Here is a 14,205-nt window from a genome sequence, read left to right as displayed (position 1 = left end):
TCACCTCAGCCGCAGCGCGTTCAGGGTGACGGTCACGCTCGAGACCGACATGGCGAGCGCGGCCAGAAGCGGCGTGGCCAGACCCAGAAGCGCGACCGGCACGGCCACCACGTTGTAGGCGGCCGAGACCCACAGGTTCTCGCGCATGCGGCGCACGGCTTGGGACGACAGGCGCAGCGCGTCCGCCACGGGGCCCAGATCGCGCCCCATCAGCACCACGTCCGAGGCCGCGCGCGCGGCATCGAGGGCGCTGGCGGGCGAGATGGAGACATGCGCCTGCGCCAGCGCGGCCGTGTCGTTGAGCCCGTCGCCCACCATCAGCACCCGTCGCCCCGCCGCCGCGAGCGCGGCGACATGCGCGGCCTTGTCCTCGGGACGGGCGGCGGCGACGGCATGGGAGATGCCCAGATCCTCCGCAAGGCGCCGGACGGCCGGGGCCACGTCGCCGGAGACGAGATGGACCTCCATGCCGCGAGCCCGGAGACCCTCGACCAGCGCGCGGGCGCCGGGGCGCAGGCGGTCGGTGAAGGGAAAGACCACGGGGGCGCGCCCCTCGATGCCGAGCGTGGTCGCCGTGACCGCGCCGGGCGCGGCGCCGGCCCATTCGGCCCGGCCCAGACGGACGCGGCGGCCCTGCCAGATCCCTTCGATCCCGTGGCCGGGGATCTCGCGCAGCGCCTCGATCCGGACGGGGCGGATGCCCTGCGCCTCGAGGCCGCGGGCGAGGGCGGCGGCAAGCGGATGCGCCGAGCCGCGGGCCAGCGCCAGGGCGATGCGCCGCGCCTCCTCGGGCCGGGAGGCGAGGTCCACGGGCTCGGGCGTCCCCAGCGTCAGGGTGCCGGTCTTGTCGAACACCACCGTGTCCACCTCGGCCAGCCGTTCGAGCGCGGTGGGCGACTTCACGAGAAGGCCGCGCCGGAACAGGCGGCCGGAGGCGGCGGTCACGACCGCCGGCACGGCCAGACCCAGCGCGCAGGGGCAGGTGATGATGAGCGTCGCCGCCGCGATGTTGACCGCAAGCCGCCAGTCGCCCCCCGACAGCCACAGCCAGACGGCAAAGGCGCCGAAGGCGAGCGAGTGGACCATCGGCGAGTAGGCGCGCGCGGCGCGGTCGGCGAGGGAGGTGTAGCGCGAGCGCGCCTCCTCGGCGACGGCCACGAGGGCGGCCATGCGGGCGAGCGAGGAGTCGCGCCCGGCCGCGGTGACGCGCAGGACGAGCGGGCCGGTCAGGTTGACCTCGCCCGCGCCGAGCGCGGTGCCGGGACGGGCGGGAGCGGGCAGCGTCTCGCCCGTCAGCAGCGAACGGTCGGTCTCGCTCTCGCCCTCCTCCACCACGCCGTCGGCGGGAACGCGCGCGCCGGGCGGCAGGCGCAGGCGGTCGCCGGGGCGCAGGTCGGCCACGGCGACCGTCCGGGCCGTGCCGTCCGCCTCGAGCCGCAGCGCCCGGGGCACCTCGAGCGCGGCCAGCTCCTGCGCGGCGGAGCGGGCGGCGGCGCGGGTGACATGGTCGAGATAGCGTCCCCCCAGCAGGAAGAAGCAGAGCATCACCGCCGCGTCGAAATAGGCGTGATGCCCGCCATGGACGCTCTCGTAGAGCGAGATGGCCGAGGCGAGCACGAGGGCGAGCGAGATGGGAAAGTCCATCCCCAGCCGTCCCGCCCGCAGGCCGCGCCAGGCCGAGCGGAAGAAGGGCTGGCCGGAGAACAGGATCGTGGGGATCGCGATCGCCCCCGACAGGAGGTGGAAGAGGTCGCGCGTCGCCCCCGAGGCGCCGGACCAGACGGCGACCGACAGGAGCATGACGTTCATCATCGCGAAGAAGGCCACGCCGAGCCGCATGACGAGGTCGCGCCGCACCCGGTCCCCCTCGGTCCCCGACAGGGCGACGAGGTCGAGCGGAAGGGCCTCGTAGCCGAGCCGGCCCGCGGCCTCGACCACCGTCTCGGTCTCCAGCGAGCCGTCGTGGCGCACGCGCAGCCGGCGCAGCGACAGGTTGACGCGGGCCTCCAGCACGCCCGGCAGGCGGCCGATCCCGTCCTCGAGCGTCGCAAGGCACTCGGCGCAATGGGCGGCCGGAACGGCGAGCACGATCTCGTCGCAGGCGGCCGGGGCGGCGGTCCAGGCCAGCGGCGCGGCGGCCGGGCAGGCCGGGCAGGCCAGCGGAGAGGCGGGGGCGGCGGTCATCTCAGCGCACCCCGAGCGTCAGGCGCTGGCGGAAGGCGGTGCCGTCGGGGGCGAGCGCGGCGACGGAGAGATGCCAGCGTCCGGGGGCCACCCGGACGGGGGCGACCCATTCCGTGCCCGTCCAGACGAGCGCGAGCGTCTGGTCGTCGCCCCGCGTGGTGGCGCGGCCCAGCACGGCCTGCGGCGCGAGACCGGCGACGGGGGCGCCGTCCGGCCCCTCGATGCGCAGCGCGAGGCGGTCCCCCGCGATGTCGGCCCGGACGGTCCAGCCCAGCCGGATCTGCGCCGCGCGGTCCGCGTCGAAGCCCTGCGAGGCGATCACGGCGTTGCGCACCTCGAGCCCGGGGAAGGTCCGCACCGCCTGGACCGCGAGGACGAGGTTCACCGCGATGATGACGGCGAAGAAGGACAGGATGATCGCGAGCGCCTTGGGGCCGGTCACGGGTCCGCGCAGAAGCCGGGTCATGTCAGGGAGCCTTTCCGGTGAAGTGGGTGTCGGCGCTGGCGCCGAGATCGGCGGCCGGGTCGGCGAGCACGAGGCGCAGCGGGGTGCGCCCGCCCGTGGCGGCGGGGCTGCCGGGGGGGGCGTCGAGATAGAGACGCACGCTGGCGGTCGCGTCGGCCGGAACGGTCACGATCCCGTCGGGATGGCCTTCGACCGACAGGGCGAGGGACGCGTCGCCCTGGACCGACAGCGCCAGGTCCCGCGTCTCGCCGCTCTTGTTGCGCAGGCGCAGGTCGTAGGCGTTGCGGATGGTGCCGTCCGAGAGCGTGATGAAGACGGGGTTGCGGACCGGGCTCACGTCGAGATCGAGCGGCGCGCGCAGCGCGAGCGCGGCGAGCAGGAGCGCCCCGGCGAGCGACCAGAGCGTGGCGTAGAGGATCGTGCGCGGGCGCAGGACGTGCTGGCGGACGGGCCGGGGCGGACGGCCCGCGCGCTCGGCCCGCTCGTCGGTCAGGGTGAAGTAGCCGATCAGGCCGCGCGGCCGGCCGAGCCGCGTCATGACGTCGTCGCAGGCATCGATGCAGAGCGCGCAGGTGATGCAGGCGAGCTGCTGGCCGTCGCGGATGTCGATGCCCATGGGGCAGACGGCCGCGCAGGCCCGGCAATCCACGCAGTCGCCCGGCGGCGGCGCGTCCGCCCCGCGCGCGGAGGCCTTGCCCCGCGGCTCGCCGCGCCAGGCGCGGTAGCCGATGGTGAGCGTCTCCTCGTCGGTCAGGGCGGACTGGATGCGCGGCCAGGGGCAGGCATAGATGCAGATCTGCTCGCGCGCGAAGCCGCCGAAGGCGACGGTGGTGGCGGTCAGCACGGCCACGGTCGTGTAGGCCACGGGCGGGGCGGTCCCGGTCACGAGGCCGGCCAGAAGCGTCGGCGCGTCGGCGAAGTAGAACACCCACGCCCCGCCCGTGGCGAGCGCGATGACGAGCCAGATCGCCCATTTGGCAAGCCGCAGCCGCGCCTTGGCAAGCGACCAGGGCGCATGCCAGAGCCGCAGACGGGCATTGCGGTCGCCCTCCACCCAGCGCTCGGTCAGCAGGAACAGGTCGGTCCAGACGGTCTGGGGACAGGCATAGCCGCACCAGACGCGCCCGAGGACGGAGGTGAACAGGAACAGGCCCAGCCCCGCCATGACGAGAAGGCCCGCGACCACATGGAAGTCCTGGGGCCAGATCTCGACGAAGAAGAAGAAGAAGCGACGGCCGGCCAGGTCCACGAGCACCGCCTGGTCGGGGCGCCCCTCGCCGCGGTCCCAGCGCAGCCAGGGCAGGACGTAGTAGAGGCCCAGCGTGGCGGCCATGACCCACCACTTGAGCCGGCGGAAGCGGCCCCGCACGCGGCGGGGAAAGACCGGCTCGCGCGCGGCATAGAGGGAGGGGGCGGGGGCGTGGCTCATGGGGGCACCGCGGGGCGCAGGAGGGCGGACGATCCCCTCGCACGGGGCGGGTCGGGGTGCCTTGACCTGGATCAAGGCTGGGCCGGGTCCGGCCAAAGGCCGGAGGGGCGGGGAGGCGGCGGGCGGGAGGGGCATGGGGCGAGGTCCGGAATGGCGCGGCGATCGGCCCCCAGACTGGCAGCGAAAGGTTAACGAAACCTTGGCCCACCGCGCGGTGGCGTTGCGCGCGGCGGGCGCCGGAAAACCGAGGTCCGGCAAACCCCTGGCCTGCCGGACCCCCCGAAGTCCTAACGAACGGTTAACGCGTTGCTACTCGCCGCCGCCCAGGGCGTGCACATAGGCCGCGACGGCCGCGATCTCGGCCGGGCCGAGGCCCGAGCCCTGCCGGAACTCGCGGCTCCAGGCCGGCATGACGCCGAAGCGCGCCTGCCGGATGCTGTCGCGGATCGCCTCGGGCGTGCCGCCGTAGAGCCAGACCGCATCCGCGAGGTCCGGCGCCCCGATGGTGCGGTCGCCGCGCCCGGCCTCGCCGTGGCAGGAGGCGCAATGGTCCGCGAAGAGAGGGGCGCCCTCGGCCGCCAGTGCCGCGTCATGCGCCTGCCCCGAAAGGGCGAGGACGTGGTGGACGACCGCTTCCGTCTGGGGGCGCGACAGGATGTCGGCAAAGGCCGGCATCTCGGACCAGCGCGCCTCGGGCGAGGCGTCGGTGCGGATGCCGTGGGCGACCGTGTGGGCGATGTCCTCGAGCGTGCCGCCCCAGAGCCAGGCGTCGTCGAGCAGCGAGGGAAAGCCCTGCGCCTCGACCCCGCCCGCGCCTGCGCCGTGGCATTGCGAGCAATGCGCGCGGAACACCGCCGCGCCCATGTTGAGCGCATAGCCGTGCAGCCCCGGCTCCTCGGGCAGGCGCCCGAGCTCGCCCCGGTCGAGCAGGCGGGCCAGAGCGGCGTTGAGGTCGGCGTTGCGCGCCTCCTGGGCGGCGATCTCGGCCGCGACGGCGGTGCGGGCATTGCCGCCCAGCAGGCCCTGGGTCGCGCGGTCCAGAAGCGGCCAGGCCGGATAGGCGATCGTGTAGCCGATCCCCCAGACGATGGTGGCGTAGAACACCCAGAGCCACCAGCGCGGCAGCGGGTTGTTCCATTCGCGGATGCCGTCCCATTCGTGGCCGGTGGTGCCCACGCCCGGATCGTCCGGGTCGGGCCGCGGGGCCGGAGGGCGGGAGCGGGTCTCGAGCGGGCGCGAGGTCATGGGCGCGTCTCCGATGGCGGGGCGGGATCGCGGGGTCGAGCGGGGGCAGGGCCGGAGGGGGGGTGGTCCTCGTGGCGGAAGGGGATGCCCCCCGCCTCGTCATGGAGCCGCCGGGAGCCGGGCCTCCAGACCCAGGCGATGCTTGCCGCAAAGAACAGGACCAGGGCGAGCAGCGCCCAGGAATCGGCGAAGTGACGCAGGAGGGTGTAGGTCTCCATCGCGGGGCCCTCAGCGCGTCTCGTCCGGGATGAAGGTGGAGAAGTCCACCATCGTGCCCAGCACCTGCAGATAGGCCACGAGCGCGTCCATCTCCGAGATGCCGGGCAGGCCGTCCGGGTCGGCCACATGGGCGCCCGGATAGCGTTCGAGAAGCCCCGTCGTGTCGCCCCAGGGGTCCGTCTGGGCGACGAAATCGGCCCGGGCCGAGGCGATCATCTCGTCCGTGTAGGGCGTTCCGAGCAGGCGGTGCGTCTCCATCAGCGCCGCAAGCCCCGCCCCGTCGAGCGGCCGGTCGAGCAGGAAGGCGTAGGGAGGCATGATCGTCTCGGGCACGACCGAGCGGGGGTCGGCGAGGTGCTGGACATGCCAGGCGTCCGAATAGCGCCCCCCCACCCGGGCGAGGTCCGGGCCCGTGCGCTTGGAGCCCCACAGGAAGGGCCGGTCGTACATCGACTCGGCGGCCAGGCTGTAATGGCCGTAGCGCTCCACCTCGTCGCGCATGGGCCGGATCATCTGGCTGTGGCAGGTATAGCAGCCCTCGCGCAGGTAGATCTCGCGCCCTGCGAGTTCGAGGGGCGAGAAGGGGCGCACGCCCTCCACCGCCTCGATGGTGTTCTGGAGGTAGAACAGGGGCACGATCTCCACGATGCCGCCGATCAGGACGACGCAGAGCGAGGTGCCGAGAAGCAGCGTCGCATGACGCTCGATCCGCTTGTGGTGGTCGAGAAGGGCCATGGGATCACCTCATTCGGCAGGCGTGGCGGCGGCGGGCGCCGTGCGGACGCGCCCGTAGGCGGTCATCCACAGGTTCCAGGCCATCAGGACGGCCCCGGCGAGATAGAGCACCCCCCCCAGCGCGCGGACCACGTACATGGGGAACTTGGCGGAGACCGTGTCGGCGAAGCTGTTGACGAGAAAGCCGTGCGCATCCACCTCGCGCCACATCAGCCCTTCCATGATCCCCGTCACCCACATGGAGGCCGCGTAGAGGACGATGCCGAGCGTCGCGAGCCAGAAGTGCCAGTTGACCGCGGCCATCGAGTGGAGGCCGTCGCGCCCCCACAGCCGCGGCACGAGGAAGTAGAGCGCCGCGAAGGTGATCATGCCGTTCCAGCCCAGCGCGCCGGAATGGACATGGCCGATGGTCCAGTCGGTGTAGTGGCTGAGGCTGTTGACGGTCTTGATGGACATCATCGGCCCCTCGAAGGTGCTCATCCCGTAGAAGCCGAGCGAGATCACCATCATGCGGATGATCGGGTCCGTGCGGATCTTGTCCCAGGCGCCCGAGAGGGTCATGAGCCCGTTGATCATGCCGCCCCAGGACGGCATCCACAGGACGACGGAGAACACCATCCCGAGCGTCGCCGCCCATTCGGGCAGGGCCGTGTAGTGCAGGTGGTGCGGGCCTGCCCAGATGTAGAGGAAGATCAGCGCCCAGAAGTGGATGATCGACAGCTTGTAGCTGTAGATCGGCCGGCCGGCCTGCTTGGGCACGAAGTAGTACATCATGCCCAGGAAGCCCGCCGTCAGGAAGAAGCCCACGGCGTTGTGGCCGTACCACCACTGCACCATCGCGTCCTGCACGCCCGCGAAGACCTGCACCGACTTGGAGCCCCAGATCGAGACGGGCACGGACAGGTTGTTGACGATGTGCAGCAGCGCGACCGTGATGATGAAGGCGAGCAGGAACCAGTTGGCCACGTAGATGTGCGGCTCGCGCCGGCGCATGATCGTGCCCAGCGTCACGGCGAGAAAGGCGACCCAGACCACCGTGAGCCAGAGGTCCACGTACCATTCGGGCTCGGCATATTCCTTGGACTGGGTGGCGCCCATCAGGTAGCCGGTCGCGGCCAGCACGATGAAGAGCTGATAGCCCCAGAACACGAACCAGGCGAGGTTGCCGCCCCAGAGCCGCGCCGCGCAGGTGCGCTGGACGATGTAGAACGTGCTCATGATGAGCGCGTTGCCCCCGAAGGCGAAGATCACCGCCGAGGTGTGCAGCGGGCGCAGGCGGCCGAAATGGCCCCAGCCCTGGAGCGCCGCGAGGTTGAGCTGCGGCCAGGCGAGCTGGAGCGCGATGACCACGCCCACGAGAAAGCCCGCCAGACCCCAGACCACCGTGGCGATGGCGCCCGCGCGGATGGGGCCGTCCATGTAGGTGTCTGCGGGCGCGGGGGCGGCCTCGCCCGTGCGGCGCACGCTCCAGACGAACAGGCCCGCCGCGATGGCCATGACGAGGAGCATGTGGACCTGATAGGCGAGGTCCTGCGCCCAGTTGGCGGCGATGGCGGCCAGAAGGGCGATGCCCCCGAAGCCGGCGATCTTGATCCAGTCCCACATCGTGTCTGTCCCTTCCTGCCCGGTCGCCGGGGCGGGCGGCCGGGGGTCGGGGATGCTGATGGCGCAGGAGGCGGGCGGCTGCCTTGATCCAGGTCAAGGGGCGGGCGGCGGCGGTCTGACAAGGATCAAGCCGAAAGGCCCCGCGATCGGCTAGGATGACGCCATCCCGCCCGGGGGAGGAGCCGGGCCAGACGCGAAAGGACGACCGCCATGGCTATCCGTACCGTCACCACCATCGTCACCGACGAGAGCGCGGACGCGCCGGTGCTCGCCGCCGCCGCGGCGCTCGCGCGGTCGCACGATGCCCATCTGGACCTGTTCTGCGTTGCGGTCGATCTGGTCCCCATGGAGGCCGTGGCCGTGGGGGCCGTGCCCGTGGTCTCGCAGCGCAGCTTCGGCGAGGCGCGCGCGCGGGCCGAGGCCATGGCCCGGTCCGTCGAGCGCCGCCTGCCCGGCGACCTGCGCAGGGCGGTCGAGCCCGTGGCGCTGCCGAGCCTCGGGCTGGCCGAGCGGCTCGCGCGGCTGGCGCGGTTCTCGGACCTGGCGGTGACGGGCCGGGCGCACGGGCCCGGCCGCAGCACGCTGGCGCAGGCGATCACCGAGTCGCTTCTGTTCGGCACCGCGACGCCGGTCCTGGTCGTGCCCGATGCGGGCGGCGTGTTCGACCGCCCCTGGGAGCGCGTGGCGCTCGCCTGGAACGACGGGGACGAGGCGCTGCGCGCCGCGCGGGCCGCCCTACCGCTGCTGACGGGCGCGCGGATGGTGGATATCGTGATCGTGGACCCGCCCGCAGAGGCCCCCGACCGGGGCGAGCCGGGCGGAGCCCTGTCGCTGTGGCTGTCGCGGCACGGGGTGCGCGCCGAGGTCTCGGTCCTCGCGCGCACCGCGCCGCGCACGAGCGAGATCCTGACGCGCTTTGCCCGCGAGAAGGGGGCCGAGGCGCTGGTGATGGGGGCCTATGGCCATTCGCGCCTGCGCGAGGCCTTTCTGGGCGGAGCCACGCGCGAGATGCTGACCGAGGTGCCCCTGCCGCTGGTGATGGCGCGATGAGCGGCCGCGGCGGCCCGCAGCCGGACCCCCGCCGGGCGGCTGGGACGTCAGGCCACGAGGCCGCCGTCCATGTCGTCGCCCGTCTCGGCCAGAAGCGCGCGGATGTCGGGGACGCGGATGCGCCGCGTCCCCTCGAGAACGATGATCCCGTCGCGGCGCAGGGCGCTGATCTGGCGGCTCACCGTCTCGAGCGTGAGGCCGAGATAGTCCGCCATCGCCTCGCGCGTGAGCGGCAGGTCGATCGCGAGGCCCCCCCGCAGGGCCGCGAGGCTCAACGTCGCCTCGCGGCGCGCGACGATGGCGAGAAGCGAGGCGATCTTCTCGCGCGCCGTCTTGCGCCCGAGCACGAGCATCCATTCGCGCGCCGCGTCGAGCTCGTCGAGGCTCATGTCCAGAAGCCGCTCGGCCAGATGCGGCGTCTGGGCCATCAGCGCCTCGAAGGGCTTGCGGCGGAAGCAGCAGAGCGTGACGTCGCTCACGGCGGTCACGTCGTAGGGCGTGGCGGCGCGCCCCGGCCGGCCGACGAAATCGGACGGCAGAAGAAGGCCCACCATCTGCTTGCGCCCGTCGGCCATGGTCTGGCTGATCGTGGCCACGCCGCGCACGACCGAGGCGACAAAGCCCATCTCGTCGCCCGCAAAGGCGATGGGGCGGCCCGCCTCGTAGGAGCGGTAGTACTTGATCTCCTCCAGCCGGGCGAGTTCGGCCGCGTCGCAGCGTGCGCAGACGGCCCGGTGGCGGATCGGGCAGTCCACGCAATCCACCTCCACGTTGCGCAGGACGCGCCCCTCGGGGGCAGGCCGGGACAGCTTCGGCGGAGCGATGGCGGGGCGGGGCATGGGGCCTCTCCGGACCGGGGACGGGCCGGGCCGGCGGAGGGCCGGCCGGGGGGGATCGCGGGCACTCTGCCCCCAAAAGCCGCGCTTGGAAAGGATCAGCCATGACAACGCAGGAGGATCTGCGCGATCTGGGGCTCCTCGACGCCCGCGCGCCGCGCTACACGAGCTATCCGCCCGCCAACCATTTCGGCCCCGCCGTGGGTCCCGACAGCGTGGCGGAGTGGCTGCGCGCCGTGCCGAGGGGCACGCGCGTCTCGCTCTATGTCCATGTCCCCTATTGCCGGCGGCTGTGCTGGTTCTGCGCCTGCCGGACGCAGGGGACGGCGACCGATCGCCCGCTCGGCCAGTATCTGGACCGGCTCCTGCGGGAACTGGACCTGGTGGGACGGCATCTGCCGCCGGAGGTGGAGGTGACGGCCATCCATCTGGGCGGCGGGACGCCGACGATCCTGCCGCCAGACCTGCTCGGCCGGCTCTGCGCGGCGCTGCGGGCCTTCCGGCCCGTCGCGCGGGACCTGTCGCTGTCGGTCGAGATCGATCCGACGGAGGTGGACCCCGCCCGGCTGGATGCGCTGGCCGAGGCGGGGATGACGCGCGCCTCGATCGGGGTGCAGGATTTCGACCCCCTCGTGCAGGAGGCGATCGGCCGCATCCAGCCCTTCGACCTGACGCGCGAGGTGGTCGGCCTGATCCGCGGGGCAGGCGTGCGGAGCCTCAACATGGACCTGCTGTTCGGCCTGCCCCACCAGACGCGCGCGCGGCTGGCCGACAGCGTGGCCAAGGTCCTGGCGCTGGGGCCGGACCGGGTGGCGCTCTACGGCTATGCGCATGTGCCCTGGATGGCCAAGCGGCAGGCGATGATCCCGGCCGATGCCCTGCCGGGCGCGGAGGAGCGGCTGGCGCTGTTCGAGGCGGCCGCGCGCCTGTTCGTCTGGGACGGCTACGAGGAGATCGGGATCGACCATTTCGCCCGGCCCGGCGACGCGCTGGCGCAGGCCGCGCGCGAGGGGCGGATGCGGCGCAACTTCCAGGGCTACACGGAGGACGGGGCAGAGGTGCTGATCGGGCTCGGGGCCTCGGCCATCTCGCGCTATCCGCAGGGCTATGCCCAGAACGCGCCCACCTCCTCGCTCTGGGCGGCGGCGGTGGAGGCGGGGCGGCTGCCCACCGAGCGCGGCCATCGCCTCTCGGCCGAGGACCGGCTGCGCGCCGACCTGATCGAGCAGATCATGTGCCGCTTCGCCATCGACCTGCCCGCCACGGCTGCCCGGCACGGGCTGGAGCGCGACGGGCTGCGCCTGCGGCTCGGCCCGGTCCTGGAGCGGCTGCGGGGCTGGGCGGTGCTGGAGGACGACCGGCTGAGGCTGGTCCGCTCGCCGCGGCTCGTTGCGCGGCTCGCCGCGCAGGCGCTCGATACCTATGCCATGCCGGAGGGGCGCCACAGCCGCGCGCTCTGATCGCCCCCCGGCCTTGCCCCGGCCGCCGGGCGGACGCATGGTCGCGCCCGTTCGCGGGGGAGGGGTGCGATGGCGGCAGGAATCGCGGCGCTGGTTCTGGCCTATGTCCTGTCGCAGTTCTTTCGCGCCTTTCTCGCCGTTCTGGCCCCCGTCCTCGAGGCGGAGCTGGGCGCGGGGCCGGGGGACCTGGCGCTGGCCTCGGGGATCTGGTTTCTCGTCTTCGCGCTCATGCAGGTGCCAGTGGGCGAGGCGCTCGACCGCTGGGGGCCGCGGCGCAGCGCGGCGTGGCTTCTCGCGCTGGGAGGGGGCGGGGGCGCGGCCGCCTTTGCGCTGGCTTCCGCGCCCTGGCATGTCACGGCGGCCATGGCCCTGATCGGGGCGGGCTGCTCGCCGGTGCTGATGGCGGCCTATCTGATCTTCGCCCGCGGCTTCGCCCCGGCCCGCTTCGCGGGGCTCGCCGGAATGGTGGTGGGGCTGGGCTCGCTCGGCAACCTGCTGTCGGCGGCGCCGCTCGCGCTCGCGGTCGAGGCGATGGGCTGGCGGGCCGCGCTCTGGGCGCTGTCGGCCGCAAGCCTCGCCGTCGCCGCGCTGCTCGGGGCCGTGGTGCGCGATCCGCCGCCCCCGCCCGCGCCCGAGGGGCCGCGCGGCTCCGTGCTCGATCTCGTGCGCGTGGGGGCGCTCTGGCCGGTCCTGCTGATGATGCTGGCCGGCTACGGGCCGGCCGCGGGGCTGCGCGGCCTCTGGGCGGGACCCTGGGCCGCCGAGATGCACGGGGCGGATGCGGCCGCGATCGGATGGGTCACGCTGGCCATGGGCCTGGCGATGGTCGCGGGCTCCTTCGCCTATGGCGGGGCCGAGCGGCTCTTCGGCTCGCGCAAGGCACCGGTCCTGGGGGGCAACGCCCTCGTCCTCGCGGCGCTTCTCGCGCTGGCGGCCCGGCCGGACATGCCGCTCGTCTGGGGCACGGCCTGCCTCGCCATGGCCGGGTTCTTCGGCGCGGCCTTTCCGCTCATCATGGCGCATGGGCGGGCCTTCGTTCCCCCCCATCTGACGGGACGGGGCGTCACCCTCGTCAACCTGTTCGGGATCGGGGGGGCCGGGCTCCTGCAGGTCCTGTCGCGGCCCGTCCATGCCTGGGGCGCGGACCCCGCGGCAGCCTATCGCGGGCTGTTCGCCTTCTTCGCCCTGGTCGTGGCGGGGGGCCTCGGAGCCTATCTGTTCGCCCGCGACCGCACGGACTGATCCCCTCCGCCGAGGTTTCCCCTAGGGAAGCGGGGCGGGATGTGATAGCCGAGGGGCGGGGATGCAGCCGGCCGGACGGGGCGGCGGGCGCCTTGTCCGAGCCGGTCCGCCATCCTCGGGGGAGGATGGTGTCATGCCCAAGCTTGTGATCCTGGTCGCCGACAACGGCCTGACCGGTCCCGAACTCTTTGTGGCCGATCCCTTCGGGACGGGGGTCGCCCTGCTGCGCGACATCCGCCCCGGCCCCGCAGGCGGCTCCGTCAGGCCGGGTGCCGAAAACGGCGGCCTTCTGCTCTTTGCCGCGGATGACGGGGCAACGGGGCGCGAGCTGTGGCGGACCGACGGGACGGCGGAGGGCACGCGTCCGGTCGCGGACATCGTGCCCGGAGCGGACGGGTCATACCCGCTCGGCCTCGTGACGGTGGGGAGCATCACCTACTTTGCGGCCGTGACGGCCACCCATGGCGACGAGCTGTGGCGGACGGACGGCACCGCGGAGGGCACGCGGCTGGTGCGGGACATCCGCCCCGGCCCGGCCGACTCGGCGCCAGGCCACCTCGTCGCCTGGAACGGGCAACTTCTGTTCACCGCCAATGACGGCACCGGGGGCACCGAATTGTGGATCTCGGACGGCACCGATGCCGGCACGCGGCTGTTGCGCGACATCGCTCCGGGCCTCACGCCCTCCCTGCCCGACCTGACCGGGGGCGCTGCGCTGGGGGGCCAGTTCCTGTTTTCGGCCACCAACGGCTCCTCGGGGCGCGAATTGTGGCGGACGGACGGCACCGCCGCGGGCACGGTCCTGGTCCGCGACATCCTGCCCGGCGCGGCCGGCTCATCCCCCGAGGACCTCGTCCGCTTCGGCAACGTCGTCTTTTTCTCGGCCATCGGGTCGGGAACGGGGCGCGAGCTGTGGCGCAGCGACGGCACGAGCGGGGGCACGAGCCTCGTGCGCGAGATCCAGCCGGGGCTGGGCGGGTCGGAGCCGCGGGACTTCCTGCCCCTGGGCAGCCGGATGATCTTCTCGGCCTTCGAGGAAGGGCTGGGGCGAGAGCTGTGGGTGACGGACGGCACCGGGCCGGGAACCCGTCTGCTCGCCGACATCCGGCCGGGCGGGAGCAGCTCGAACGCCAGCGGCTTTGTCGCGCTGGGCCACGGCGGCGCCGCGGTGTTCGCGGCCGACAACGGCGTGCACGGGACCGAGCTGTGGATCACCGACGGGACGGCCGCCGGCACGCGGCTGCTCAGGGACATCAATCCGGGCGGGGCGGGCTCGCTCCCGGAGGGCTTTCTGGTGGTGGACGACCTCGTGTTCTTCCGCGCCACCACCGCCGCGCAGGGCGCGGAGCTCTGGGTCACGGACGGCACGAGCGCGGGCACGCGACAGGTGGCCGACCTGTGGCCGGGCGCGCCGGGCTCCCTGCCCCAGCTTCTCGGCGTCGTGGAGGTCGCCGCACCTCCGCCGCCCGGCCCGACGCCGGGCGACGACACGCTGATCGGATCGCCCGGGGCGGACACGATCGACGGTCTGGCCGGCAACGACGTGATCTCGGGCCTCGGGGGCGACGACCTGCTGATCGGCGGGCCCGGGGCGGACACGCTGCTGGGCGGCACGGGGCGCGACCGGCTCTTGGGAGGCCGCGGGACCGACGACCTGCTGGGGGGAGCCGGCGCGGACCTGCTGTGGGGCGGGCGCGGCGCGGACCTGCTGCTGGGCGGCAAGGGCGGCGACCT

12 protein-coding genes are annotated in these 14,205 nt (G+C 73.6%); 4 read left to right on the top strand and 8 right to left on the bottom strand.

All coding sequences use genetic code 11. From position 1 onward, the window contains the following. From GT358_RS07840 to ccoN, 7 genes are all read right to left on the bottom strand, one after another. Positions 1 to 2,184, bottom strand: a complete 2,184-nt coding sequence (locus GT358_RS07840; protein ID WP_166582059.1) for a heavy metal translocating P-type ATPase — start codon at positions 2,182 to 2,184, stop codon at positions 1 to 3. 1 nt (position 2,185) lies between these two features. Continuing rightward, positions 2,186 to 2,650 (bottom strand): FixH family protein, encoded by a 465-nt coding sequence (locus GT358_RS07835; RefSeq protein WP_166582058.1) that lies wholly within the window; start codon positions 2,648 to 2,650, stop codon positions 2,186 to 2,188. A 1-nt stretch (position 2,651) separates the two neighbouring features. After that, complete coding sequence (gene ccoG, locus GT358_RS07830; protein ID WP_166582057.1) at positions 2,652 to 4,079, bottom strand: cytochrome c oxidase accessory protein CcoG; 1,428 nt, start codon at positions 4,077 to 4,079, stop codon at positions 2,652 to 2,654. A gap of 309 nt (positions 4,080 to 4,388) precedes the next feature. Beyond that, the gene (gene ccoP / locus GT358_RS07825) at positions 4,389 to 5,324 is read right to left on the bottom strand and encodes a cytochrome-c oxidase, cbb3-type subunit III (protein WP_166582056.1); all 936 of its coding nucleotides are present in this window, start codon (positions 5,322 to 5,324) and stop codon (positions 4,389 to 4,391) included. Further along, a complete protein-coding gene (locus GT358_RS07820; RefSeq protein ID WP_166582055.1) occupies positions 5,321 to 5,542 on the bottom strand; it encodes a cbb3-type cytochrome c oxidase subunit 3 in 222 nt (73 codons plus the stop codon). The genes ccoP and GT358_RS07820 overlap by 4 nt, the downstream gene beginning before the upstream one ends. A gap of 10 nt (positions 5,543 to 5,552) precedes the next feature. Further along, a complete protein-coding gene (gene ccoO, locus GT358_RS07815; protein WP_166582054.1) occupies positions 5,553 to 6,278 on the bottom strand; it encodes a cytochrome-c oxidase, cbb3-type subunit II in 726 nt (241 codons plus the stop codon). A 9-nt stretch (positions 6,279 to 6,287) separates the two neighbouring features. Beyond that, complete coding sequence (gene ccoN / locus GT358_RS07810) at positions 6,288 to 7,883, bottom strand: cytochrome-c oxidase, cbb3-type subunit I (protein WP_166582053.1); 1,596 nt, start codon at positions 7,881 to 7,883, stop codon at positions 6,288 to 6,290. Positions 7,884 to 8,093: 210 nt separating this feature from the next. Between ccoN and GT358_RS07805 the strand changes: the two genes are divergently transcribed. Then, positions 8,094 to 8,933: a universal stress protein gene (locus GT358_RS07805; RefSeq protein ID WP_166582052.1), complete on the top strand. Its 840-nt coding sequence runs from the start codon at positions 8,094 to 8,096 to the stop codon at positions 8,931 to 8,933. A 47-nt stretch (positions 8,934 to 8,980) separates the two neighbouring features. On the opposite strand, the gene fnrL is transcribed toward GT358_RS07805, so the two are convergent. Next, a complete protein-coding gene (gene fnrL, locus GT358_RS07800; protein WP_166582051.1) occupies positions 8,981 to 9,772 on the bottom strand; it encodes a transcriptional regulator FnrL in 792 nt (263 codons plus the stop codon). Positions 9,773 to 9,873: 101 nt separating this feature from the next. Between fnrL and hemN the strand changes: the two genes are divergently transcribed. The 3 genes from hemN to GT358_RS07785 all read left to right on the top strand — a co-directional run. Continuing rightward, positions 9,874 to 11,229 carry an oxygen-independent coproporphyrinogen III oxidase gene (gene hemN, locus GT358_RS07795; protein WP_166582050.1) on the top strand — a complete coding sequence of 452 codons (1,356 nt, stop codon included), beginning with the start codon at positions 9,874 to 9,876 and terminating at the stop codon, positions 11,227 to 11,229. 69 nt (positions 11,230 to 11,298) lie between these two features. Then, complete coding sequence (locus GT358_RS07790; RefSeq protein WP_166582049.1) at positions 11,299 to 12,471, top strand: MFS transporter; 1,173 nt, start codon at positions 11,299 to 11,301, stop codon at positions 12,469 to 12,471. A gap of 133 nt (positions 12,472 to 12,604) precedes the next feature. Continuing rightward, on the top strand, positions 12,605 to 14,205 hold a 1,601-nt coding region (locus tag GT358_RS07785; RefSeq protein ID WP_371416246.1), incomplete at its 3' end, for an ELWxxDGT repeat protein.

The sequence above is a fragment of the Rubellimicrobium sp. CFH 75288 genome, assembly GCF_009904055.1.
Lineage (GTDB): Bacteria > Pseudomonadota > Alphaproteobacteria > Rhodobacterales > Rhodobacteraceae > Rubellimicrobium.
This window is presented reverse-complemented; position numbering and strand designations above follow the sequence as displayed.